The organism is Streptomyces sp. NBC_01089, assembly GCF_045162975.1.
In the GTDB taxonomy this organism is placed as follows: Bacteria; Actinomycetota; Actinomycetes; order Streptomycetales; family Streptomycetaceae; genus Streptomyces.
Window position 1 is genome coordinate 498,517 of sequence record NZ_CP108660.1, and the last position, 23,813, is coordinate 522,329.

The window sequence follows — 23,813 nt, forward strand, 5'->3', positions numbered from 1 at the left end:
GCGGCGGTACGGGCTCGTGCCGTACCGCCGCCGCTCACGCCCCGGGCGGCTTGTGGTCGGTGGTGGGGTGTCGCGGCTCAGCTGCCGCGCAGGACGTCCGGGAGACGGCGGACGGAGTCGATGACGTAGTGCGCTCCCGCGGCACGGAGCTGGGGTTCGGTGTGGGCGCCGGTCAGTACGGCGACGACCAGCCCCGCTCCGGCGCGCAGCCCCGCCTCGATGTCGTACGGGGTGTCGCCGACGACCACCGTGTGGTGGACGGAGGGCGCCCCGGTGCGCAGGAGTGCGGTGAGCACCATGTCGGGGTACGGGCGGCCGCGGCCCGCGTCGGCGGGTGAGAGCACCGCGTCGGCGAGGTCCAGCCAGCCGAGGGAGGCCAGCAGGCTGTCCCTGGTGCGGGGCGAGAAGCCGGTGTTGAGGACGACGGCGATTCCGGACGCGCGGAGTGCCTCGATGGTCTCGCGGGCGCCCGGGATCGGCTTGCACCGGCCGGCCGCGACGAGTTCCGCGTAGGCGCGCTCGAAGATGTCGTTGGCCCGCTCCGCCTTGCTCTCGTCGCCGAAGAGATGGCGGAAGACCGAGATCTTGGACTCGCCCATGGTGGCGCGGACGTGTTCCATCATGCGGTCGTGGGCCACACCGCCCTCGGGGACGTCCAGCTGGGACAGGGCCTGGACGAAGGCGTCCTCCACGGCGCCGGCGTCGGTGACCGTGGTGCCTGCCATGTCCAGGACCGCGAGGCGGATGCCGTCGGGGGATCCGGCGCGGTGAGCGGCGCGGGGAGCGGTGCCGGGGGCCGCGGTCGGGGATGTCACGGGCACGGTGCTTCCTCCGGTGCTTGGGGAGGGCGGACGCTGTCCGCCTGCAGGGCGGCCGCCAGGGCGAGGGCCGCGATGTCGGGCCCGGTGCAGCCGCGGGAGAGATCGTGCAGCGGCGCCGCGAGGCCCTGGAGCAGCGGGCCGACCGCGGTGGCGCCGCCGGCCCACTGGGCGATCTTGTAGCCGATGTTGCCGGCGGCGAGGCCGGGAAAGACAAAGGTGTTGGCCTGGCCGGCGAGCTCCGAAGCGGGCGCCTTCGACCGGCCGATGGCCGGGACGGCGGCCGCGTCGTACTGCAGCTCACCGTCCACGGCGAGACCGGGCTCGGTGGCGCGGACCAGGGCCAGGGCCTCGCGCACCCGGTCCACCTGGGGGTGGGACGCACTGCCCTTCGTACTGAAGGACAGCAGCGCCACCCGGGACGGCTCGCCGGTGAGGGCACGGTGGGTGGCGGCGGTGGCGAGGGCGATGTCGGCGAGTTCCCTGCTGGTCGGGTCGACGACGACCGCGCAGTCCCCGTAGCCGAGGAGCCGGCCGTCGGGCATCACCATCAGGAAGCTGCTGGAGAGGGTGCGGATGCCGGGGGCGAGACCGACGACGTACAGGCCGGCGCGCAGGACGTCGGCGGTGGGGCGGTTGCTGCCCGCGACGCATGCGTCGATCCGTCCCAGGCGCAGTGCGGTCGCGGTGAGGTAAAGGGGGTCCGCGGCCAGGGTGCGCCGCCCGTCGGGTGTGAGGCCGCGCCGGGCGGCCAGCGCTTCGGCCAGGGTGGCGGCGCACTCGTCGTCGGCGGCCAGCTCCGCGGGGTCGAGGAGGTCGAGCCGGTCGGGGTCGTCGGGCAGTTTCAGACCGATTTCGGCCGCGCTCGCGCGGATGCGCGCCGGATCGCCGACCAGGACCGGGGTGACCGCGTGCTGTTCGGCGAGGTGGGCCGCGGCCCAGAGCGCCCGTGGGTCGGTGCCTTCGGCCAGGGCTACACGGGGCCGCCTGGAAGCGGGCCGCAGCCGCTGTGACCAGGTGTCGAGGAGGTGCTGCACGGCGGCTCCGGCCGGTCCTGCCGGGGGCCGCGCCGGGGCGAGCGGATCGATGAGCATGGGGCTGTTCCCTTGGCGTGGGCGGTGCGGGAGGGATCGGAAGAGCGACGTGGTGGAGAGGCCGGGGGCGCCGGGGCGCCGTGCGCATGAGGGGCGCACGCGGCGCCCCCGGCCGGTGTCGCGGGGGCCCCGGGACCGCGCAGGGCAGCCGGGACCGGAACCCCCGCGGTTCAGGGGCTGTCCGCGGTTCTCGTCCGGATCGGGCGGGACTCCCGTCCGGACGGGAGTCCCGGGCCCGAGGGGGCCCGACGGGAGTCCCGGGCCCGAGCGGGAGGGGGCCGGCCGGCACGAGGGGCGGCCGGCCCGGGTCACTCAGACGTAGTCCTGGTACTTCTCCAGGTAGCGCACCGGCTTGGACAGCGCGTCGCGGCGGAACGGGTCGCCGAGCTCACGGGTGCACATGATCTCGATGACCGTGGTGCGGCCCTCGTTCATCTGGGCGTCGACCGCCTTCTGCAGCGCGGGGCCGACGTCGGAGAGCTTCTCCACGACGATGCCGTCGGCGCCCATGGCCTCGGCGATCGCGGCGAAGCTCTCGTTCTCCAGCTCTCCCGCGACGAAGCGCCGGTTGTAGAAGTCGACCTGGTTCTTCTTCTCCGCGCCCCACTGGCGGTTGTGGAAGACGACGGCGGTGACGGGGATGTCGTGCCGTACGGCGGTCATGATCTCGCCCATGCTCATGCCCCAGGCGCCGTCCCCCGCGTACGAGATCGCCGGGCGGTCCATGGCCGCGGCCTTGGCACCGATGATGGTCGGCAGGGCGTAGCCGCAGTTGCCGAAGCTCATCGGCGCGAAGAAGGAGCGGGGCTCCTCGAAGCGCAGATAGCTGTTGGCGACGGAGTTGATGTTGCCGATGTCGGTGGAGACCATGACGCGCGGCGGCATGGCGCGCTCCAGCTCCCGCAGCACCTCGCGCGGGTGCAGCCAGTCGCCCTCCTCTTCCTCCTGCTCGGCGATCATGTCGAGGCTGAAGGGGTCCTTCTCGTGGGTCCAGGCGCTGAGCTCTTCCTCCCACGCGTCCTGCTCGGCCTTCATGGTCGCGGCCCGCTGCTCGCGGGTGGCGTCGCAGTCCAGGGTGCGGCCTTCGAGCCGCTCGGTGAGTGCGGCCGCCGCGTCCTTGGCGTCGCCGCAGATACCGACGGTGATCTTCTTGACCAGGCCGAGCATCTTGTGGTCGGCGTCGATCTGGATGATCTTCGCGTTCTTCGGCCAGTAGTCCATGCCGTGCTGGGGCAGGGTGCCGAACGGGCCGAGGCGGGAGCCGAGCGCGACCACGACATCGGCCTTGGCGATCAGCTTCATCGCGGCCTTGGAGCCCTGGTAGCCCAGCGGCCCGCACCACTGCGGGTGGCTCGCCGGGAACGAGTCGTTGTGCAGATAGCTGTTGACGACCGGGGCGCCGAGCCGCTCGGCGAGCGCCTTGCACTGGTCGACGCCGTCGGCCATGACGACGCCGCCGCCGGAGATGATCACCGGGAACTCGGCGGTGGCCAGCAGTTCGGCGGCCTCGTTCAGGCTCTTCTCGCCGCCGGCGCCGCGGTCCAGCCGGTTCGGCCGCGGGATCTCGGTGTTGATGTCGCCGTAGAAGTAGTCGCGCGGGATGTTCAGCTGCGTCGGGCCGATCTCCGACATGGCCCGGTCGAAGGCGCGGCCGGTGAACTCGGCCATGCGGTTCGGGTTGTTCACATGGGCCTGGTACTTGGTGAACTCCTGGAACATCGGCAGCTGGTTGGCCTCCTGGAAGCCGCCCAGGCCCATGCCCATGGTGCCGGTCTCGGGGGTCACGATGACGACCGGGCTGTGTGCCCAGTACGCGGCGGCGATGGCGGTGACGCAGTTGCTGATGCCGGGGCCGTTCTGGCCGATGACGACCCCGTGCCGGCCGCTGACCCGGGCGTATCCGTCGGCCATGTGGGCGGCGCCCTGCTCGTGGACGACGGGCACCAGGCGGATGCCGGCCGGGGCGAAGATGTCCATGGCATCCATGAACGCCGAGCCCATGATGCCGAAGATATCGGTGACGTCATTGGCCACCATCGTCTCGACGAACGCCTCCGACGGCGTCATCCGCTGCGGGCCTGCCGCGACAGTACGGCTGGTGTCCGCGGGGTTCTCGCTCATGGTTCCACTCCTTCAGCACACCGGATCTCATAAAGAATCGGTACGTGGCGTTCCTGAAATCAGGATCTGAGTGGACCATAGGGACCCGATTGCACTCCGTCAACGGTAGGTTCCGAAAATCGATACCTGATACGCTAGTTTCCGGAATTTGGACCGACCTGGAGCTACCGTGGACCTGTCACGCGCATCCGACCCCGCCGCGCTCAACGGCGATACGCCGACCATGCGGCTCTTCGCGCTGCTCGAACTGATCGCTTCCAAGGACCAGTTGGTCTCGCTCCAGGGTCTGGTCGAGGAGACCGGTATGCCCAAACCGACGCTGCACCGCATGCTGCAGCAGCTGGAGAGCGCCGGCCTGCTCATCCGCCAGAGCGACGGCAGGCACTACGGCACGGGCTCGCGGCTGCGCAAGCTCGCCGAGAACCTGCTGCTCAACGCCACCCACCACGGCGCACGCCACGCGGTGCTGCGCAGCCTGGTGGACGAACTGGGCGAGAGCTGCAACATCACCACGCTCTCGGGCAACGAGGTGGTCTATCTCGACCGGGTCGAGACCCCCGAGCCGCTGCGCTTCTATCTGACCGCCGGTTCCCGGGTGCCCGCCCACTGCTCGGCCAGCGGCAAGATGATCCTCTCCCAGATGCTCCCGGCGCAGCGGCGCAAGCTGCTCGCCCACGCACCGCTCAAGCGGTGCACCCCCAACACCGTGACCGATCTCGACGCTCTGGAGGAGGAGTTCCGGCGCGTGCGCCGCGACGGATTCTCCCTGGACGACGAGGAGTTCCTGCCCGGCCTGGTCTGCGTGGCGGTTCTCGTACCGAGCGAGGGCGCCCGTTCCAACATGTGCGTCGCCGTCCAGGCACCCGCCGTACGGCTCACCGCGGACAAGGCCCTGCAGGTCCTGCCCGCGCTCCAGCGCGCCGCGGCGGCGATCAGCCGCATCGAGGCGGAGGGAACGCCGGAAGGCTCCACCGACTCCCCCTGACGAAGGGAATTTCCCCCATGACGACCTGTACCGCGACCGCGGGCCCCACCGACGGCGCGGCAGAGGCCGAGCCCGCTCCCCCGGCGCCCGGACCCGACATCACGCTGGCCGTGAAGGACGTCTTCGGCATCGAATCGCCGCTCACGGTCCCCGCGTTCGCCGAACCGTCCGAGCACGTGCCCGAGACCGATCCCGCCTACCGCTTCAACCCCGATGTGACCCTGGCGCTGCTGGCCGGATTCACCCACAACCGGCGGGTCCTGGTCCAGGGGCTGCACGGCACCGGCAAGTCCACCCATATCGAGCAGGCGGCCGCCCGGCTCAACTGGCCCTGCGTACGCGTCAATCTGGACGGCCACCTCAGCCGCCTCGACCTCGTCGGCAAGGACGCGGTGGTGCTGCGCGAAGGCCGCCAGGTGACCGCGTTCCAGGAGGGGATCATCCCCTGGGCGCTGCGCCGGCCGGTCGCCCTGATCCTGGACGAGTACGACGCGGGGCGCCCGGACGTCATGTTCATCATCCAGCGCCTGCTGGAACGCGAGGGCCGTTTCACCCTGCTCGACCAGAACACGGTGCTGCGCCCGCACCCGCAGTTCCGGCTGTTCGCCACGGCGAACACCGTGGGCCTGGGCAATCTCAACGGGCTCTACCACGGGGCACAGCGCCTCAACCACGCCCAGATCGACCGCTGGAACATCGTGGCCGCCCTCAACTACCTGCCCGCCGAGGAGGAAGCGGCCATCGTACGGGCGCGGGTCCCGGCGTTCGCCGACGAGGCGGGGCGCGAGCTGGTGACCGCGATGGTGGCGGTCGCCTCGCTGACGCGGGCCGGGTTCCGCGCGGGCGACCTGTCGACGCTGATGTCGCCGCGTACGGTCATCACCTGGGCGGAGAACACCGAGATCTTCGGCGACAGCGCCGCCGCGTTCCGGCTGTCGTTCCTCAACCGCTGCGACGAGGACGAACGCCCTGTCGTGGCCGAGTACTTCCAGCGCTGCTTCGGCCGGGAGGCGGAGGAGCCGGGACGGGTGCCGGGGCACGGACCGCTCGCAGGCGAGCCGGTCCGGGGCGCCTGACATGGGCGGCACCCAGGCCGCGGTCCGCCACCGGCAACGTGTCCAGGAGCTGTGCGGGGCGGCGGTCCGCGCCCTCAGCGGTGTGCGGGACCTGCACTTCAAGGGCGGGCGGCCGCACCGCGGGCAACAGGCGCTCCCGGTGTTCGCACCGCACCTCTACCCCTCGGCGCAGGACGACTTCGGCTCCTTCCGCGGTGCGGCGGACGGCCTGGCGCTGCGGCTCGCCCACTCCGACCAGGAGCTGCACCGGCGGCTGCGCCCGGACGACCGGACGGCGCGGCTGGTCTTCGAGATGCTGGAGCAGTTCAGGGCCGAGTCGCTGGCGCCCGCGCACCTGCCGGGGGTGGAGCGCAACCTCCAGCACCGGCACGAGCAGTGGTCGCTGGCCTTCCACCACTCGGGGCTGACCGAGACGGCGAGCGGTCTGCTCCTCCACACGGTCGCGCAGGTGTGCCGGGCCAGGATCACCGGACGCCCGGTCGTCGAGGAGACCGAGGACGCCATCGAGACCACCCGCGGCGCCCTGGCCCCGGTGATCGGCCACCCACTGGCGGGGCTGCGCAGGGACCGCGGCGACCAGGCCAGGTTCGCGGTGCACGCCCTGGCGATCGCGCACGCCGTGGCGGAGATGACCGCGTCCGCCCGGGCCGCCGCCCGCCGGGGCCGCCCGGAGCGCGACGACGAGGAGCGGACCCCGCCCGCGCGCAACGGATTCACCCTGGTGACGGAGTTCGACGACGGCCCGGCCGGCGCCGCCGCGCCCGCGGGCCCGGACACCGGTGAGGGCGGCGGCTACCGCGTCTTCACCACGGCCTACGACCGGCAGCGGCGGGCGGGCTCCCTGGTACGCCCGGCGGCGCTGACCGACTACCGCGAGCGGCTCGACCGCCGTATCGCCGCGCAGGGCATCAACATGGCAGGCATCACCAGGGAGTTGACGGCGCGGCTGGCCTCGCCCGTGACCCGGGGCTGGGACGGGGCGCAGGAGGAGGGGTACATCGACGGCCGGGCGCTGGCCCGGCTGATCGGCTCCCCCACCGAGCGCCGGGTGTTCAGAGCCGAGCGGACCGAACCCGCGACCGACGCCCGGGTGACGTTCCTGATCGACTGCTCGGGCTCCATGAAGGAGTACGGCGAAGCGCTCGCCCTGCTGGTCGACGTGTTCGCCAGGGCCCTGGACCGGGCCGGTGCCGAGTGCGAGGTCCTGGGTTTCACCACCGGAGCCTGGAACGGCGGACGGGCCCGCCGCGACTGGCTGCGCGCCGGCCGGCCACCGCGCCCAGGGCGCCTCAACGAACAGTGCCACCTGGTGTTCAAGGACGCCGCGACACCGTGGCGGGCCGCCCGCCGGGACATCGCGGCCCTGCTGAAACCGGACCTCTTCCGCGAGGGCGTGGACGGCGAGGCGGTGGCCTGGGCGGCCCGCCGCGCCCAGGGCACGGCGGCGGAGCGCGAACCGGGGAGCCGACGGCTGCTGTTCGTGCTGTCGGACGGTGGCCCGATGGACACCGCGACCCAGCGCGCCAACGGTCCCGGCTTCCTCGACCGGCATCTCAGGGATGTGGTGGCGCGGTACGAACAGTCCGGGGCGGTCGAGATGTACGGGGTGGGGCTGGGCCTCGATCTGAGCCCGTACTACCGCCGTTCCCGCGTCCTGGACCTCTCACGGGGCCCGGACAACGGGGTGTTCCGGGAGATCCTCGGTCTGATCGGCTGATTGGAGGTTTCTCCAGGAGGCGGCCCTCGTCGGGGTGTTCCCGTTGTCACCACCGCCGGTAGCCGGGGCGTGCCCGTGATCCGTAACGTCCACGGCACAGCCATCGGGAAGGGGAACACCGGAGTGCCGCCGACGAACGGGACGACTGCGCGGTTCCGTGAGCTGCTGTCGGTGCTCGGCCCCTGGCTGCCCGCCGTGGCGTTCCTCGGCAGGATGCCGGCGGCGATGTGCCCGATCGGCACCCTGCTGCTGGTCGGCGCCGAGACCGGCAGCGTCGGGGACGCCGCCCTGGTGAGCGGGGCGCTGGCCCTGGGTGAGGCGACCGGCGGGCCGTTCGTCGGACGGCTCGCCGACCGGCGGGGCCAGCGCACCGTCGTCCTGACCGCCTCACTGGTCAACGCGACGGCCATCCTGGCCCTGGTGGCGGCGGCCGTGACGGACCGGCCGGTGGCGCTCCAGATCGTCTTCGCCGCGGTGGTGGGGCTGACCGTGCCGCAGGTCGGCCCGCTGGCGCGTGGCCGCTGGCTGTCGATGGTCAAGGGCCGCCCGGACGAGGAACGGCTCATCGGGTCGGCGCTGTCCTTCGACGGCACCACGGACGAGGTGTCCTTCACCCTCGGTCCCGCGGTGACCGGCGTCCTGGCCACTCTCGTGGCACCGGCGCCCGCCATGGTGCTGGCCGCGGTGCTCGTCGGTGTCTGCGGCGCCCTGTTCGCCGTCCATCCGTCCGCGCCGGCGGGCAGTGGCCCGCCCGCGGGCGGCCGGGGCTCCGGCTCGCTGATGACGCCGACGCTGGCCCTGCTGCTGTGCAGTATGTCCATGCAGGGGCTGCTGTTCGGCTCGGTGCAGGCCGGGGTGTCGGCGACGACCGCCCACCTCGGCAGCCCCGGCGCGGCGGGGCTCATCTACGCCCTGCTGGGCGGGGCCAGTGCCCTCGTGGGGATCGCGACCGCCGCTCTGCCCGCCAGGATCGGGCTGCCGCTGCGCCTGCGGCTGGCGACCTGCGCCCTGCTGGTGGCCTCGCTGCCGCTGCTGGTGGCCGACTCCATGGTGTCCCTCGCGCTCGCGGTGCCACTGGTCGGCGCGGCTGTCGCCCCGCACCTGATCACCGTGTTCGGTCTGACCGAGCGGATCGTCGCCCGCGAACGGATCGGTGAGGCGATGGCCATGCTGGTGAGCAGTGTCCTGGTGGCACAGTCGGTGGGCGTGATCTTCGCGGGCCGCCTGGCGGACGCGTACGGTCCCGGCGCGCCGTTCGTCGTCAGCTGCGCGGCGACGGCAACCGCGGCCCTGGTGGCGGCGGCCACCGCGACATCCGGCCGCTACCGGCCCGCGGCGCCGGCCGTCCCCGCGGGGGCGCCGCTCCTCACGCCGCCGCCAGCATCTTCTCCACCAGCCCGCCCAGAATGCTGATGCCCGGGTCGATCGCGCGTACCTGCGGGGCGGCGAAGCCAATCCGGAAGTGGTTCAGCGGAGGCTGCCCCGACAGGAAGTAGATGTCGCCGCGCTCGATGAGCACGCCGCGGCGCTGCGCCAGCTCCACCAGTCTGCGGCAGTCGAGTTCACGGGGCCCGGTCATCCACAGGCTCACTCCGCCCGGCGACGGCGTGGTGTGCCAGGGCAGATGGGTGTTGACGGCGGCGGTGGCGGCTTCCCACTTGCGCATCAGCTGGCCGCGGTAGCGGCGTACGGCACGGTGGTACTCGCCGGACTGGATGAGCAGCGCGAGGGCGCGCTGGATGTGGCCCGACGGGTGCCGTACGGAGTAGCGGCGCAAGTCGCGCAGCTCCCTGATGAGTTCGCGGGACGCCACCACGTACCCCATGCGCAGCCCTGGTGCCAGGAACTTCGAGAAGGTGCCCAGGTAGACGACCTGGCCGGTGGTGTCCAGCCCCTTCAGCGCGGGCGTCGGACTGCCCTGGTAGCGGAATTCGCTGTCGTAGTCGTCCTCGACGATGACCGTGCCGCTCTCCCGTACCAGCGAGAGCAGTTCCCTGCGCCGGCCGATGCTCAGCGTGACATTGGTCGGGTGGTGGTGGGACGGCGTGACGTGCAGCAGGTCGACCCCGGCCAGACCGGCCGGCGGGACCACCCCGGCGGCGGTGACGGGCAGCGGGAGCAGCCGGGCACCCGCGCGTACGAAGATGTGCCGGGCGTCCAGATAGCCGGGGTCCTCCACGGCCACGGTCGAGCCGGTTCCCAGCAGGGCCCGGCTCAGCAGGTCGAGGCCCTGCTGGGAGCCCACGGTCACCAGGATCTCGTCCGGCGCGGCCTCCACCCCGCGCGCGGGCAGCAGTTGGCGGCAGAGCATCTCGACGAGCAGCGGGTCGTCGGCTGCGATGCTGTCCTGGAGGCTGTACTGGGCGTGCGGCTGGTACAGCGCCTCGTTGAGCGCCCTGGACCAGTCCCGGGCGGGGAAGGCCCGCAGGTCCACCTGTCCGGCGAGGAAGGGGTACGGGTAGTCGGCCCAGTCGGGCAGTTTCTCGATGTGCGGGAGCCGGTCCTCGGGGTGGCCGCGCAGCCGCGCCCCCCAGTCGAACCGCTCGGCGGGCGGGCGCTCCTCCACGGCGCAGTAGGGGCGCATCTCCCGGTTGACGAAGATCCCCTGCCGCTCGCGGCTCTCCACGAACCCTTCGGCGACCAGCTCCTGGTAGGCGGCGTTGACCGTGTTGCGGGAGAGGCTCAGCTCGCGGGCCAGCTCCCGTGACGACGGCAGTCGCCGCTCGGCATCGATGGTGCCGACGGCGATGCCGTGTTCGAGCGCTTTGCGGATCTGCCGGTAGAGCGGCTCCCCCGACGTCCGGTCGATCTCGATCAATGTACGTGGCATACGCGCCTCCTGCGGATCACGTGGGCCGCGCGCGGCCCCTGGGGCCGGGCCCCGGGCGCGGTACTCCGCTGTCCCCATCCGGCGGGCTGCTTCCGCTCTGCTCGGGGGTACCAGCTGACGGGGAGCGTAGCCGTACAACAGCCTTTACTCCAGAGGTCGGACCGGGTCGGCTGCCCGGATCGCGTTTCGGGACTGGACCCGTCGGATGGCGCGGATCTGGCGCTTCTGTCCGGACCAGCCGGTCGTCACTCTGGTGGTGCACTCAGCACGGTGTGCCCCGCCGGGGCACCCGTCCGTACTGCGGGTCAGCCGTTTCCGGGCCTGTCCCGGCACGGCTCCGTCGCTCCGGCACGGGCCGGAAGCGCCCCGCACCACCGAGGGGAGATCATCGTGAAGATCGGGATTCCGCGCGAGGTCAAGAACCACGAGTACCGGGTGGCCATCACTCCCCCCGGCGTCCATGAGCTGGTCCGGGCGGGCCACACCGTCCAGATCGAGAAGGACGCGGGCGCCGGCTCGTCGATCGCGGACGACGACTATGTCCGGGCCGGCGCCACCATCGTGCCGACCGCCGACGAGGTCTGGGCGGGGTCGGGGCTGGTACTGAAGGTGAAGGAGCCGGTGGCTGAGGAGTACCACCGCATGCGCGACGGCCAGACGCTCTTCACCTATCTGCATCTGGCGGCCTCCAGGGAGTGCACCGACGCGATGCTGGAGTCCGGGATCACCGGGGTCGCGTACGAGACGGTGCAGGCCGTCGACGGCTCGCTGCCGCTGCTCTTCCCGATGTCCGAGGTGGCGGGCCGGCTGGCACCGCAGGCCGGCGCCCACCACCTCACCCGGGCCGCGGGCGGCCGCGGTGTGCTCATGGGAGGCGTATCGGGGACCCGGCCCGCCAAGGTCGTCGTCATCGGCGCCGGGGTGTCGGGGATGAACGCGGTGGCGGTGGCCACCGGTATGTGGGCCGATGTGGTGCTGCTCGACAAGAACATCGACAAACTCCGCGCCGCCGACCGGATGTACGGGGGCCGGATCACCACCGTCGCCTCCAACGCGTACGAGGTCGAGGCGGCGGTGCTGGACGCCGATCTCGTCATCGGCGCGGTGCTGGTCCCCGGCGCCAGGGCGCCCCGGCTGATCTCCAACGAGCTGGTCTCGCGCATGAAGCCCGGTTCGGTCCTCGTCGACATCGCCATCGACCAGGGCGGCTGCTTCGAGGACTCCCGGGCGACCACCCACGCGGACCCGGTGTACCGGGTGCACGACTCGGTCTTCTACTGCGTCGCCAACATGCCGGGCGCGGTGCCGAACACCTCGACCTACGCGCTGACCAATGTCACGCTTCCGTACATCCTGAACATCGCCGCGAACGGGATCGCCGCCGCCGCCGAGTCGGACGCGGCCATCGGACGCGGCATCAACATCGTGGGCGGCCAGGTCACTTACCGCCCGGTGGCCGAGGCGCACGGCCTGAAGTACGTCGACGCCGCCCAGGCCCTCGTCTAGTACACCGGCCACCCGGCCCACCACCGCACACCACCCGCCCGGCGGCCGCCGGGCCAGGAGGGGAGATCCATCGTGACCAACGAGTCCGCGTTCCGTGCCAGGGCGCAGCGCCATCTCGGCCAGCACTTCACCCGCCAGGACGTCTGGCGGAGCGACGAACTGCCTGTCTTCGTCCGCGGCGAGGGATGCTATCTGTACGACGAGCAGGGCCGGCGTTTCCTCGACGGTCTCGCGGGCCTGTTCTGCGTGAACATGGGGCACAGCCGCGGGGACATCGTCGCGGCCGCCACCCAGCAGATGGAGACGCTGGCCTACTCCACCAACTGGGGCGCCGCGCACCCGCCGGCCGTGGAGGCGGCGAGCCTGATAGCGGAGCTGGCCCCGGGCGATCTGGACGTCACCTGGTTCGTGAACTCCGGTTCTGAGGCTGTCGAGACGGCCATCAAGTTCGCCCGGCAGTACCACCGCAGCCAGGGTCACACCGAGCGTACGAAGATCATCAGCCGCAACATGTCGTACCACGGCGTCACCCTGGGCGCCCTGTCCGTCACGGGCCTCCCGAAGATCCGGGACCCGTTCCTGCCGCTGCTGCCCGGCATCCGGCATGTGCCCAACACCCTTGGCCACACCGGCGACTGCGGTCCTGCCGACGAGCTGGAGTGTGTGCGGGCGATCGAGGCGGCCATCCTGGAGGAGGGCCCCGAGACCGTCGCGGCCGTCTTCGCCGAGCCCGTGCAGAACGGGCGCGGCGCACTGGTCCCGCCGGACGGGTACTGGCGCGAACTGCGGCGGATCTGTGACCGCTACGGCGTGCTGCTCGTCGCCGACGAGGTCATCTGCTCCTTCGGACGGCTGGGCCACTGGTTCGGCAGTGACTACTTCGGCGTGGTCCCCGACATGATCACCTTCGCCAAGGGCTCCACCTCCGGCTACGCCCCGCTCGGCGGCATGATCGCCCGCGAGCCGCTGGTCCGCGGGCTCTACGACTCCCCCTCCGGCGGTACGTTCACCCACGGCGCCACCTGGGGCGGCCACCCCGTCTCCACCGCCGTGGCGGTCGCCAACATCACCGCGATGCGGGACGAGAAGGTCCTGGAGAACGTCGGCAGCCTCGGCCCCGAACTCCGCGCGGGCCTCGACGAGATCAAGCGGCGCCACCGTGTCGTCAAGGACGTGCGGGGCATGGGCTTCTTCTACGCGGTCGAGTTCACCGCCGACCGTGACTCCGGGCGCGAACTCAGCCCGGAGCAGTCGCAGAAGGTGCTGCGCGAGGTGCTCCCGCAGGCGTTCAGGAAGACCGGGGTCATCCTGCGCCCGGACGACCGCGGCGCGACGATGCTGATGATCTCGCCACCGCTGGTGGCCGACCGGACGGTGCTGGACGAGCTGCTCAGCGCGGTCGACACGATGGTCGACGACGTCGAGAAGAGCGTCATCGGCTGACCGGGGGCGGCCGTACGCCGGTGCGGGGAGGGACAGCGCTTTCCAGCGCTTCCCTCCCCGCGCCGGCTGCATCGGTGTGCCTCCGTATAGGCTTTCCCCATTCCGTGGCCGGAATTCCCCCTCCCATAGCCGTGCGGATAGCGTGTGGATAGGGGACGGAATTCCCGTGGAACGGGCACGGAATCGGAATTCAGGGCTCTGGTACCCGGCCGGGGGCCCGTTCTGGATCTTCCTCTCACCTTCACTTTTCGGCCAGCATGCCGGGCACTGCTGATTTCCCGACGGCAGCTCCACGCACTTTCCGAAATAAGGGGTCCCCGTGGCAGAGAACAACGGGTCCGGCGAGATCGGACGCGAAGAGTCCGGAGGGGCCGGGCTCCGGAGCGAACTCAAACAGCGGCATATGACCCTGATCGCCCTGGGCGGGGTGATCGGAGCAGGACTCTTCGTCGGCAGCGGAGTGGTGATCGACGAGACCGGGCCGGCCGCGATCATCTCGTTTCTGCTCGCCGGCGGACTTGTCATCCTCGTCATGCGGATGCTGGGCGAAATGGCCGTGGCCCGCCCGGCGGTCGGCTCCTTCTACGCGTACGCAAGGCTCGCACTCGGCAACTGGGGCGGCTTCACCATCGGCTGGCTCTACTGGTACTTCTGGGTCAACGTGGTCGCTCTCGAAGCGGTGGCAGGGGCCAGCCAGATCCATGCCTGGCTGCCCGGTGTCCCGCTGTGGGTGGTCAGCCTCTGTCTGATGGTGCTGCTCACCGGGGTCAATATGTTCTCGGTGCGCTCGTTCGGCGAGTTCGAGTACTGGTTCTCCTCGATCAAGGTCGCCGCCATCACCGTATTCCTCGTCGTCGGCCTGATCTTCGTGCTCGGGCTGTGGCCCGGCGCCCACGCCGACGTCAGCAATCTGACCCAGCACCACGGGTTCGCCCCGCACGGCATCGGCGCGGTACTCACCGCCGTCATTCCGGCGGTCGGCTTCTTCACCGGCGCCGAGATCGCCGCGCTGGCCGCGGCCGAGTCCAAGAACCCGCAGCGCAGCGTGGCCAAGGCGACCCGCTCGGTCGTGCTGCGTGTCCTGCTGTTCTACGTGGGCTCGATCTTCCTGGTCATCGCGATCGTCCCGTGGAACGACCCTTCGGTGGCGCAGGGCCCGTACGTCTCGGCGCTCCAGCACATCGGGATCTCCGGCGCCGGCACCCTCATGCGGGTACTGATCCTGGTGGCGGTGCTCTCCTCCCTCAACGCCGGTCTCTACAGCGCCTCCCGGATCGTGTTCGCGCTGACCAGGAACAACGACGCCCCGCACGGTCTGACCAAGCTCAGCAAGCGGGGCGTGCCCCGGCGCGCGATCCTGCTCGCGACGGTGCTCGGCTATGTGTCGGTGATCATCGCGTATGTCTCACCGGACGCCGTGTTCTCCTTCATCGTCCACTCCTACGGCGCGGTCGCCCTCTTCGTCTATCTCCTGGTCGCCCTCTCCCAGGTGCGGCTGCGGCGGCGGCTGGAGCGCGAGGACCCGGGGTCGCTCACGCTGAAGATGTGGTGCTTCCCGTATCTGAGCTGGCTGACGATCGCCGCGATGGCCGCGGTCATCATCGCGATGGCGGTCCTGCCGTCCACCCGCTCCGACTTCGCCGCCAGTCTGCTGACCGTCGCGGTGGTCCTGGGCGCGTACGGGATTCGCGCCTACCGGGACCGCGTACGGACGCGGACGGCCGGCGCCCCCGCCCCGGGCGGCCCTGAGTCCGGCACTGAGTCCGGCCCTGAGTCCGGCACTGAGTCCGGCCCTGAGTCCGGTCCTCGGTCCGGTCCTGAGTCCGGCCCCGAACCAGGCCCCGAGCCCGCCCCCGTGCTGGATTCCCGTAAGTGACCACGAAGGGGTCAAGCGGCGATCGCCGCTGACCGCCGGAAGCCCTGACACCCGCGCGCCGCCGCTGCCCGGATACGGCAGCGGCGGCGCGGTGCGTCCCGCCCTTACGGAACCTACGGAAGGTGTCGCTCCAGGAGCTGGGCCAGGTGGTCGCCTGAGCGGTCGGTGAGGCTGTCGAGCTGGGTACGGCAGCTGAAACCGTCGGCGAGGACCGTGTCCTCCGGGGCCGCCTTCCGGACCGCGGGCAGCAGCTGCTGCCCGGCCACCGCGACGGACACGTCGTGGTGGCCCTCCTCGACACCGAAGTTGCCCGCGAGCCCGCAGCAGCCGCCCAGCCGTTGGACCGTGGCGCCGGCCTGACGCAGCAGTTCGGCGTCCGCCTCCCAGCCCATGACGGCGTGGTGGTGGCAGTGCGGCTGGGCGACGACGGTGGTGCCGGTCAGGTCGGGCGGGGTCCAGTCCGGGGTCCGGCCGAGCAGTTCGGCCAGCGTACGGGTGGCAGCGGCGACCTCGGCGGCGGCCCTGCCGTCCGCGTCGTCCTCGTCTCCCGTACCGCCGCCGAGGAGTTCCGCCGCGTCCGAGCGGAGCACAGCCGTACAGGAGGGCTCGATGCCGACGACCAGTGCGCCGGCCCTGACGTGTGGCGCGAGCGCCCGCACGGTGGCCCGTATCTGCCGCCGTGCACCGTCGAGTTGACCGGTGGAGATCCAGGTCAGCCCGCAGCAGACGGGGCGTTCGGTGACGGTCACGCGGTATCCGGCGTCCTCCAGGACGGCGACGGCCGCGGCGCCGGTCCCGGGCGAGAAGGCATCGGTGAACGTGTCGACGAAGAGGACCACATCACCGTGGCGCGGGGCAGGGGTACCGCCGGTGGACCGCGCGGAGCGGCGGGCGAACCAGTGGCGGAAGGTCTCGGGCGCGAACACGGGCAGTTGGCGGCGCGCGTCGACCCCGGCTGCGCGGACGAGGAGCGGGTGCAGGGCCCGCGAGCGCATCAGCAGGTTCGCCAGCCGGGTGAGGCCGGGCAGCGCGCGCACCAGGCGGGCCCAGCGGGGCAGCCAGCCGAGCGCGTAGTGGCTGCGCGGGCGCGGCCTGCGCCGGTATTTCTGGTGCAGCGCCTCCGCCTTGTACGCGGCCATGTCCACGCCGGTCGGGCAGTCCGACGAGCAGCCCTTGCAGGACAGACAGAGGTCGAGCGCGTCGTGCAGCGCCGGGGAGCGCCAGCCGTCCGGGCCGAGCCGGCCGGAGACGACGTCCTGCAGCACTCGGGCCCGGCCGCGGGTGGAGTCCTTCTCCTCGCGGGTGGCGAGATAGCTGGGGCACATCACCCCGCCGCTCGCGGTCGTGTCGGCGCGGCACTTGCCGACGCCGGTGCACCGGTGGACCGCCATCGACAGATCGCCGCGGTCGTGCCGGTAGGCCAGCCCCAGGGTGGGGAGTTCCTTGCGGCGCAGCGGCGGTGCCTCCGCGACGCGGACGGCGTGGTCCACCGGGTCGGGCCGTACGATGACGCCCGGGTTGAGCAGGTCGTCGGGGTCGAAGACACTCTTGACGCGTTCGAACAGGCCGATGGCCTTCGGGGAGTACATCAGCGGCAGCAGCTCTCCGCGGGCGCGCCCGTCGCCGTGCTCGCCCGACATGGATCCGCCGTGCCTGGCGACGAGTTCACCGGCCTGGAAGAGGAAGTCCCGCAGGGCACGCGTCCCGTCGGCGGAGCCGAGCGGGAAGTCGATCCGGACATGGACGCAGCCGTCGCCGAAGTGCCCGTAGGGCAGTCCGGTCAGCCGGTGTTCGGCCATGAGGCTTTCGAACTCCCTGAGATACGCGCCGAGTTGTGCGGGCGGGACCGCCGCGTCCTCCCATCCGGAGTGGGCGGGTTCGCCCGCCGGGGTACGGGAGGCGAGCCCGGCGCCGTCCTCGCGTACGCGCCAGAGCGCGGCGGCGTGCGCGGTGTCGACGACGGTACGGGAGTCGAGCGCCCCGGCGTCCGCGATCAGCCGGTCCGCGTCGGCGAGGAGCGAGGCGGAGCTGTCCCCGGCCAGCTCGACCAGCAGCCACCCTTCACCTCTGGGCAGTTCGGGGAGTGCGGCGGCCCCTTTGCGGTCGACGACCACGCGGACGATCCGCGCGTCGAGCCCCTCGCAGGCCACCGGTGCGTACGGCAGGATCGCCGGGACCGCGTCCGCCGCGTCCGCCATGGTCGGGTAGCCGAGAGCGATCAGGATGCGCTCGGGCTCGTCGCGTACGAGCCGGACCCGGGCCGCGAGCGTCAGCGCCAGGGTGCCCTCGCTGCCGACGAGCGCACGGGGCACGTCGAAGCCGCGCTCCGGCAGCAGGTGTTCGAGGCTGTAGCCGGAGACCTGCCGGGGGAAGCGGCCCAACTCGGTCCTGATGACTTCGAGTTCGCTTCCGGTGATGTCCCTGAGGCCGTCGAGCAGCGGCGAGGCGGCCGTGCTGTGCGGTACCGCGCCGAGGCGCAGCCGCTCCCCCGTTCCCGCCAGCACGTCGAGGCCGAGGACGTTGTCGCTGGTGCGTCCGTATCCGAGGGCGCGGGAGCCGCAGGCGTTGTTGCCGATCATGCCGCCGAGGGTCGCGCGGTTGTGGGTGGAAGGGTCGGGGCCGAAGCGCAGGCCGTGCGGCGCGGCGGCGCGCTGCAGGCCGGACTGGATCACTCCTGGTTCCACCAGGGCGGTTCCGGCGTCCGGGTCGATCTCCAGTACCCGGTTCAGATGCCGGGAGGTGTCGATGACGACGCCGGGGCCCACGGCGTTCCCCGCGATGGAGGTGCCCGCGCCGCGCATGGTGAGCGGGACCCGCTGTTCCCGGCACACCGCGAGGACGGCGGCGATCTCGTCGGCGTCGTGGGGGAAGACGACCGCGCGGGGCGGCACCCGGTACAAGGAGGCGTCCGACGCGTAGAGCGACCGGGCCAGCGGGGAGTCGTCGGCCTCCGCCACACCGGCGCGGCGGAGCGCGTCGGTGATCTCCGGCGCGGATCGGGGATGGGGCGTGTGCACAGCGCTACCTCACGGTGGGTCAGGGGCGCCCCGCCCTGATCTCGGGGCGGGGCGCGGCGGGCAGGGGTACGGGGTACGGCCGGAGGAGCTACGGTCCCCCGTGCCTCGCGGTTCAGCTCTGCAGCACCGGTACCGGCTGCGGTGTCTGCGCGCCGATCCTGCGGCGCAGTACGGCGATGAGGATGACGGACACCAGGCTGAGCACCGACATGGCCACGATGTAGACGGACATCAGCCAGGGGCGGCCGCCGCCGGATGCGAGCAGGCTGGTGAGGATCAGCGGGGTGAGCCCGCTCGCGAAGACCCCGGAGACCTGGTAGACGCAGGAGACGCCGCTGTAGCGGACGTTCGCGGGGAACAGCTCGGCGTACAGCGCCGCCTGCGGGCCGTACATCGCCCCGTAGAACAGGCCGAGTGTGACGACCAGGGTGCCCGCGATGACCAGGGAGGAGCCGGTGTTGAAGAGGGCGAACGCCGGGAAGGCCGACAGGCCGAAGAGCACGGTCCCGAGCCCGAAGATGCGGAGTCTGCCGTACCGGTCGGAGATCGCGCCCCACACCGGGATCATGGGGATGCAGACCGCGGCGCCGACCATCACGCCGATGAGTGCGTGGGTCCTCGACACGTTCAGTTCGGTGGTGGTGTACGCGATGGCGAAGACGCCCCAGGTATTGAAGGCGATCCCTTCGGCCATCCGCGTTCCCATGCCGAGCAGCAGGTTCAGCTTGGAGGTGCGCAGCAGCTCGACGATAGGGATCCGGGCCTGGTCCTGCTTCTCCTGTACGGCCTTGAACGCGGGTGTCTCGTAGACCTGGAGGCGGATGTAGAGACCGATGATGACGAGCGCGCCGCTGAGCAGGAAGGCGATGCGCCAGCCCCAGTCGAGGAACTGGGCGCTGGACAGGGAGCTGGACAGCAGGGCGTACACCCCGGTGCCGAGCATGAGGCCCGCGGGGACGCCGATCTGCGGCCAGCTCCCGTAGTAGCCCTTGCGGCCCTCGGGGGCGTGTTCGACGGACATCAGGACGGCGCCGCCCCACTCACCGCCGACCCCGACGCCCTGGACGATACGGAGCAGGATCAGCAGGACGGGGGCCCAGACGCCGATGCTGTCGTAGGTGGGCAGCAGGCCGATGAGGAAGGTGCCCGCGCCCATGATGAACATGGTCACGACGAGGGCGGTCTTGCGGCCCACCCGGTCGCCGAAGTGGCCGAAGACCACCCCGCCGAGGGGACGTGCGACGAAGCCGATGGCGAAGGTCGCGAAGGCCAGGAGCGTGCCGACGAGGCTGTCGAACCTGGGGAAGAAGAGTTTGTCGAAGACGATTCCGGCGGCCGTTCCGTACAGGAAGAAGTCGTACCACTCGATCGTTGTGCCGATGGCGCCGGCCAGGGCGACCTTGCTGATCGGCGTCTGCGCTGGTGCGGGCATGGGGGATGCCTCCGGGTCGAGGGCGCAGGGGGGCTGTGTGCCAGAGGCACCGGGGGCCGCGGCGCGGGACCGGCCCGGCCGCCGCCCGGTGCGGGCGGCGGCCTGTGCGCGGTCGCCGCCGCGCGCCGTTCACCAGTTGCGGAGCGACTCGCGGAAGATCTGTTCCGCCGCCTCGTTGGTCAACGGGCGTGGCACCACGCTCAGTTGACGGGACTGCTTCATCGTGCCGGAGACGAGCTGGCCGAGCTGGGTCTCCGAGTAGCCGAAGGCGGTGATGCCGTTGGGCATGCCGATGTCGCGGAGGAGTTCGCGCAGTACGCGCGGCAGGGCTTCGGCGCCCTCGTCCGGGTCGACCGGCCGTCCGCCGATCAGCTCGGCGGCCCGCAGATGGCGCTGCGGGTTGGAGGGATAGGTGAAGCGGAACGCGGCCATGGCGGTGGAGGCGACGGCCTGGCCGTGCGGCACCATCGGCATCTCCGGGTAGCCCTGGGCGCGGTAGTTCTCGACGGCGCCGGCGATCGGGTAGGCGTTGGCGTGCGGGATGTGGGTGCCCGCGTTACCGAAGCCCATGCCGGTGACGGCGGAGGCGTACGCCATGCCGTAGCGGGCCGAGAGGTCGTTGCCGTTCATCACCGCCCGGCGGAGGTGGGTGCCCACCATTTCCATGGCCTTCTCGCACCACACGTCACTGATCGGGTTGGCGCCGCAGAACGCGGCGCGTGCCTTGGCGCTGGGGAAGGCGGGTCGCGCGTCGAAGGAGAGCGCGGTGTAGCTCTCGGCGGCGTGGGTCAGGACGTCCATGCCGCTGGCCGCGGTGACAGCCGCCGGTACGGTCATGCTGGTCAGCGGGTCGACGACGGCGAGCGCCGGGCGCAGCCGCGGATGGCTGATGCCCGCTTTGAGGCGCAGGTCCAGGAGGTCGACCACGCAGATGGTGGTGGCTTCCGATCCGGTGCCGGATGTGGTGGGCACGGCGACCAGGGGCTTGACCGGCAGTTCGGGGACCTTGCCGCCGCCGATCGGCGGGGCGATGTAGTCCATGAGCGTGCCGGGCTGGGTGGTGAGCAGGTTGACCGCCTTGGCGGTGTCCATGGCGGAGCCGCCACCGACCGCTATGTAGCCGTCCCAGGAACCCGACCTGGCGAAGTCGACGGCTTCGCCGATGCTCACGTCCGTCGGCTCGACGGCGACACCGTCGAAGATCCGGACGTCGAGACCGGCGGCCTTCACCGCGTGGGCGACCCGGTCGGGGACGCCGGTCGCGGCGACACCGGGGTCGGTGATGATCAGGGCGTTGGTCACGCCGAGTGCCTGCAGGTCCTCGCCGATCTCGGCGATGGCGCCGAGCCCGAACTTCAGCGGGGGCGCGGCCCAGGTGAAGACGGACTCGGTGGGGTTCTCGAAGCTGGGCATCAAGTCTCCTGGCTGGTGGGGGTGTTCCGGCGGGGTGCGGCGGGCCGCTGTCCGCCGGTGGATCCGGGGCCTGGGAAGAGTTTTGGAATGACATCCACATTGTGGAGTGCCGTCACGCTAGGACGTCCCCGCCCGGCCGGTCAATGCCCATGACAGGAATCGGCTGCGATCCGGCGTCTGCCCCGTGCTGCGCCCACCTGCGCCGCCGGGGCACCCGCCGCACCGCACCCGCGGCACCGGTAGGCTGCACGGAAATCGTGGTCAGAGCCGAAAGGACCGACACCAGGTGGCTGCCGGCACTCCTCCCGGACGACGGGACCCGGCCGAACGGTCGGCCAAGACGACTGACGCGCGCGCGGGCACCCAGGCCATCGACCGGGCGATGGCCGTCCTGCGGCTGCTCATCGAGGCGGACGGCGACGTCCAGGTCACGGAGATCATCCAGCGCCTCGGGCTGACCCCCGGCACCGCCCACCGGGTGGTGGGTGCGCTGGCCGCCGAGGGTTTCCTCAGCCGCAATCCCGTGACGGACGGTTACTATCTGGGCAGCACGGCCATCCTGCTGGGACAGGCCGCCCAGCGCGCCCTCGGCACCGACCGGGCCCTCCCCCTCCTGCGTCAGCTCAACGCCGAGACCAACGAGTCGGTCAACCTCGCGGTGCGGGACGGCGAGGAGTCCGTCGTCGTGATGCGAGTCCCCTCACCGCTGCCGCTCCGCTTCGAACAGCACCCGGGCGCCCACTTCCCCCTGTACTCCACGGCGTCGGGCAAGGCGCTGATGAGCTTCGCGGAGAACCCGGGCGAGTATCTCGCCTCGCTCCCTCCCGAACTGCGTGCCGTCACACCGCACACCATCGGGACCCCGGAGCGGTTCGCCGATGAACTGGAGCGCACCCGTGAGCGCGGGTACAGCATCGACAACGAGGAGAACGTCGAGGGCGTACGCTGCATCGGCGCCCCGGTGCTGGACTCCCAAGGCTTCGCGCACGCCGCCGTGGTGGTCCAGGTGCCTTCGGTCCGGCTGCCGGACTCCCGGATCCGTGAACTGGCCCCGCGCGTCGTGGAGATCGCCGCCGAGGTGGCCCGGGTCGTCCCGTCCGACCGCACCATGCGGCCCACCCGGGGCACGTACTGAGTCCGGCCCCGGCCCGCCCCGTGCAACCTCCTCGCAACGTTGCCCGGAGTTGACTGGGCCGGGCCCGGCCGCTCCCCGAGCCGGCCGGGCGGCAACCACTGGTCGAGTGACAACCGGGAGAGTGCGATGTCCGACGCCCCGCGAGTGGAGTTCACCCCCGCCGCCGCCGATCTGATACGCCAACTGACCGTCGCACACGGTCCGCTGATGTTCCATCAGTCGGGCGGCTGCTGCGACGGCAGCGCCCCCATGTGCTACCCGGCCGGGGAATTCCGCACCGGAGGCTCGGATGTCCTCCTCGAATCACTCGTCGTGGACGGCGTGGCCGGACCCGTCCCGTTCTGGATCTCGGCGAGCCAGCAGGAGCTGTGGGCGCACACCCGGCTGGTGCTCGACGTCGTGGAGGGACGCGGCAGCGGCTTCTCGCTGGAGGCCCCGGAAGGCGTCAGGTTCCTGATCAGGTCCCGCCTGCTCTGACGGGCGGCCCCGGTCCGCCTGCCCGGTCCCCCTGCCCGGTCCGCTTGCCCGGTCCGCGTTCCGGGCCGCCCCGGCCCCGGTCGTATGCTGCCGGGCATGATGACGCTGGAGCGGCTGCGGGCCGGACACGCGGATGCCCTGCTGGCCTTCGAACGGGAGAACCGGGCGTACTTCACACGGTTCATATCGGACCGCGGGGACGCGTACTTCGCCGGGTTCGCCGACGAACTGCGCGACCGGCTCGCCGAACAGGACGCCGGCGTGTGCCACTTCCATGTCGTCGTGGACGACCACGGCGCGCTGGCCGGCCGCGTCAATCTCGTGGACGTCACGGACGGGACGGCCGTACTCGGCTACCGGATCGGCGAGCGCGCCGCAGGCCGCGGCATGGCGACGGCCGCCGTCGAAGAGGTGTGCCGCCTCGCCGCCGGTGCGTACGGGCTGTCCGCGCTCACCGCGGTCGTGACCCTCGACAATCCGGCGTCGGCGGCCGTGCTCCGGCACAACGGGTTCACCGCGGTGGCGGAGTCCAGAATCGGTGAACGCCCCGCCACCCGCTACCTGCGCCGCCTCACACCGGACGAAGTCCCTGAGACAGTCAGGGCTTGATGTTCGCGACCATGTCCGCGGTGCCCGTGACACCTTGCTGGATGGTCGGGGCGAGGCTGGTGCTGGCCAGCGTGAAGCCGAGAAGAGCGCAGACGATCGCATGTGAGAGCTTGAGTCCGCCGCCGCGAAGGAAGATCGCCGCGAGGACCACGAGCAGCAGCACAAGTGAGATCGAAATGGCCATGGTCGTCCTCCTCCGCCACACCGGGTATGCGGCATTCGGCCGTAAGTGTGGCGGAGGAGACCCCTGTTCCGGGCGTAAGA

The 23,813-nt window shown here is 71.6% G+C and carries 18 protein-coding genes; 10 read left to right on the forward strand and 8 right to left on the reverse strand.

The features are described 5' to 3' along the window. Positions 1–77: 77 nt before the first annotated feature. The 3 genes from OG510_RS02235 to xsc form a co-directional block, all read right to left on the reverse strand. Positions 78–815 (reverse strand): phosphonatase-like hydrolase, encoded by a 738-nt coding sequence (locus tag OG510_RS02235; RefSeq protein WP_406134938.1) that lies wholly within the window; start codon positions 813–815, stop codon positions 78–80. Beyond that, on the reverse strand, positions 812–1,912 hold the full coding sequence (locus OG510_RS02240) for a phosphotransacetylase (protein ID WP_406134939.1): 1,101 nt from the start codon (positions 1,910–1,912) through the stop codon (positions 812–814). Before OG510_RS02240 ends, OG510_RS02235 begins: the two co-directional genes overlap by 4 nt. Before the next feature lie 312 nt (positions 1,913–2,224). Further along, complete coding sequence (gene xsc, locus OG510_RS02245; RefSeq protein ID WP_164267666.1) at positions 2,225–4,033, reverse strand: sulfoacetaldehyde acetyltransferase; 1,809 nt, start codon at positions 4,031–4,033, stop codon at positions 2,225–2,227. A gap of 169 nt (positions 4,034–4,202) precedes the next feature. Here xsc and OG510_RS02250 point away from each other — a divergent pair, with 169 nt between their 5' ends. From OG510_RS02250 to OG510_RS02265, 4 genes are all read left to right on the forward strand, one after another. Beyond that, the gene (locus OG510_RS02250) at positions 4,203–5,018 is read left to right on the forward strand and encodes an IclR family transcriptional regulator (RefSeq protein ID WP_343235302.1); all 816 of its coding nucleotides are present in this window, start codon (positions 4,203–4,205) and stop codon (positions 5,016–5,018) included. A gap of 17 nt (positions 5,019–5,035) precedes the next feature. Then, positions 5,036–6,094, forward strand: a complete 1,059-nt coding sequence (locus OG510_RS02255) for an AAA family ATPase (RefSeq protein ID WP_406134940.1) — start codon at positions 5,036–5,038, stop codon at positions 6,092–6,094. A 1-nt stretch (position 6,095) separates the two neighbouring features. Continuing rightward, positions 6,096–7,811 carry a cobalt chelatase gene (locus OG510_RS02260; RefSeq protein WP_406134942.1) on the forward strand — a complete coding sequence of 572 codons (1,716 nt, stop codon included), beginning with the start codon at positions 6,096–6,098 and terminating at the stop codon, positions 7,809–7,811. Positions 7,812–7,886: 75 nt separating this feature from the next. Beyond that, positions 7,887–9,224: an MFS transporter gene (locus OG510_RS02265; protein WP_406134943.1), complete on the forward strand. Its 1,338-nt coding sequence runs from the start codon at positions 7,887–7,889 to the stop codon at positions 9,222–9,224. Here OG510_RS02265 and OG510_RS02270 read toward each other — a convergent pair. Beyond that, positions 9,178–10,641, reverse strand: a complete 1,464-nt coding sequence (locus tag OG510_RS02270) for a PLP-dependent aminotransferase family protein (RefSeq protein ID WP_406134944.1) — start codon at positions 10,639–10,641, stop codon at positions 9,178–9,180. The two genes, OG510_RS02265 and OG510_RS02270, sit on opposite strands and share 47 nt — an antisense overlap. Before the next feature lie 390 nt (positions 10,642–11,031). Between OG510_RS02270 and ald the strand changes: the two genes are divergently transcribed. From ald to OG510_RS02285, 3 genes are all read left to right on the forward strand, one after another. Next, positions 11,032–12,147: an alanine dehydrogenase gene (ald, locus tag OG510_RS02275; RefSeq protein ID WP_406134945.1), complete on the forward strand. Its 1,116-nt coding sequence runs from the start codon at positions 11,032–11,034 to the stop codon at positions 12,145–12,147. 72 nt (positions 12,148–12,219) lie between these two features. Next, positions 12,220–13,590: an aspartate aminotransferase family protein gene (locus OG510_RS02280; protein ID WP_406134947.1), complete on the forward strand. Its 1,371-nt coding sequence runs from the start codon at positions 12,220–12,222 to the stop codon at positions 13,588–13,590. A 403-nt stretch (positions 13,591–13,993) separates the two neighbouring features. Next, positions 13,994–15,466, forward strand: coding sequence for an amino acid permease (locus OG510_RS02285; protein WP_406142278.1), 1,473 nt, complete (start codon positions 13,994–13,996; stop codon positions 15,464–15,466). 113 nt (positions 15,467–15,579) lie between these two features. Here the strand turns inward: OG510_RS02285 and OG510_RS02290 are convergent, their stop codons facing one another. The 3 genes from OG510_RS02290 to OG510_RS02300 all read right to left on the reverse strand — a co-directional run bounded on the left by OG510_RS02290 (position 15,580) and on the right by OG510_RS02300 (position 21,328). Beyond that, complete coding sequence (locus tag OG510_RS02290; protein ID WP_406134948.1) at positions 15,580–18,483, reverse strand: FAD-binding and (Fe-S)-binding domain-containing protein; 2,904 nt, start codon at positions 18,481–18,483, stop codon at positions 15,580–15,582. Between the two features lie 112 nt (positions 18,484–18,595). Further along, entirely contained in the window at positions 18,596–19,915 is a 1,320-nt protein-coding gene (locus tag OG510_RS02295; protein ID WP_406134949.1) for an MFS transporter, read from the reverse strand. A 129-nt stretch (positions 19,916–20,044) separates the two neighbouring features. Then, on the reverse strand, positions 20,045–21,328 hold the full coding sequence (locus OG510_RS02300) for a hydroxyacid-oxoacid transhydrogenase (protein ID WP_406134950.1): 1,284 nt from the start codon (positions 21,326–21,328) through the stop codon (positions 20,045–20,047). A 286-nt stretch (positions 21,329–21,614) separates the two neighbouring features. Here OG510_RS02300 and OG510_RS02305 point away from each other — a divergent pair, with 286 nt between their 5' ends. The 3 genes from OG510_RS02305 (at position 21,615) to OG510_RS02315 (ending at position 23,549) form a co-directional block, all read left to right on the forward strand. Next, on the forward strand, positions 21,615–22,463 hold the full coding sequence (locus tag OG510_RS02305; protein WP_406134951.1) for an IclR family transcriptional regulator: 849 nt from the start codon (positions 21,615–21,617) through the stop codon (positions 22,461–22,463). A 126-nt stretch (positions 22,464–22,589) separates the two neighbouring features. Continuing rightward, entirely contained in the window at positions 22,590–22,940 is a 351-nt protein-coding gene (locus OG510_RS02310; protein ID WP_406134952.1) for a DUF779 domain-containing protein, read from the forward strand. Between the two features lie 96 nt (positions 22,941–23,036). Beyond that, positions 23,037–23,549, forward strand: a complete 513-nt coding sequence (locus tag OG510_RS02315) for a GNAT family N-acetyltransferase (protein ID WP_406134953.1) — start codon at positions 23,037–23,039, stop codon at positions 23,547–23,549. On the opposite strand, the gene OG510_RS02320 is transcribed toward OG510_RS02315, so the two are convergent. Next, the gene (locus OG510_RS02320) at positions 23,539–23,733 is read right to left on the reverse strand and encodes a hypothetical protein (RefSeq protein ID WP_164261242.1); all 195 of its coding nucleotides are present in this window, start codon (positions 23,731–23,733) and stop codon (positions 23,539–23,541) included. The two genes, OG510_RS02315 and OG510_RS02320, sit on opposite strands and share 11 nt — an antisense overlap. Positions 23,734–23,813: the final 80 nt, after the last annotated feature.

Excerpts from the sequence above, each read along its gene's own strand:
- OG510_RS02240 (WP_406134939.1), bottom strand. The coding sequence starts at position 1,912 with ATGCTCATCGATCCGCTCGCCCCGGCGCGGCCCCCGGCAGGACCGGCC.
- xsc (WP_164267666.1), bottom strand. The coding sequence starts at position 4,033 with ATGAGCGAGAACCCCGCGGACACCAGCCGTACTGTCGCGGCAGGCCCG.
- OG510_RS02255 (WP_406134940.1), top strand. The coding sequence starts at position 5,036 with ATGACGACCTGTACCGCGACCGCGGGCCCCACCGACGGCGCGGCAGAG.
- OG510_RS02260 (WP_406134942.1), top strand. The coding sequence starts at position 6,096 with ATGGGCGGCACCCAGGCCGCGGTCCGCCACCGGCAACGTGTCCAGGAG.
- OG510_RS02270 (WP_406134944.1), bottom strand. The coding sequence starts at position 10,641 with ATGCCACGTACATTGATCGAGATCGACCGGACGTCGGGGGAGCCGCTC.
- OG510_RS02285 (WP_406142278.1), top strand. The coding sequence starts at position 13,994 with ATGACCCTGATCGCCCTGGGCGGGGTGATCGGAGCAGGACTCTTCGTC.
- OG510_RS02295 (WP_406134949.1), bottom strand. The coding sequence starts at position 19,915 with ATGCCCGCACCAGCGCAGACGCCGATCAGCAAGGTCGCCCTGGCCGGC.
- OG510_RS02300 (WP_406134950.1), bottom strand. The coding sequence starts at position 21,328 with ATGCCCAGCTTCGAGAACCCCACCGAGTCCGTCTTCACCTGGGCCGCG.
- OG510_RS02310 (WP_406134952.1), top strand. The coding sequence starts at position 22,590 with ATGTCCGACGCCCCGCGAGTGGAGTTCACCCCCGCCGCCGCCGATCTG.
- OG510_RS02315 (WP_406134953.1), top strand. The coding sequence starts at position 23,037 with ATGATGACGCTGGAGCGGCTGCGGGCCGGACACGCGGATGCCCTGCTG.
- OG510_RS02320 (WP_164261242.1), bottom strand. The coding sequence starts at position 23,733 with ATGGCCATTTCGATCTCACTTGTGCTGCTGCTCGTGGTCCTCGCGGCG.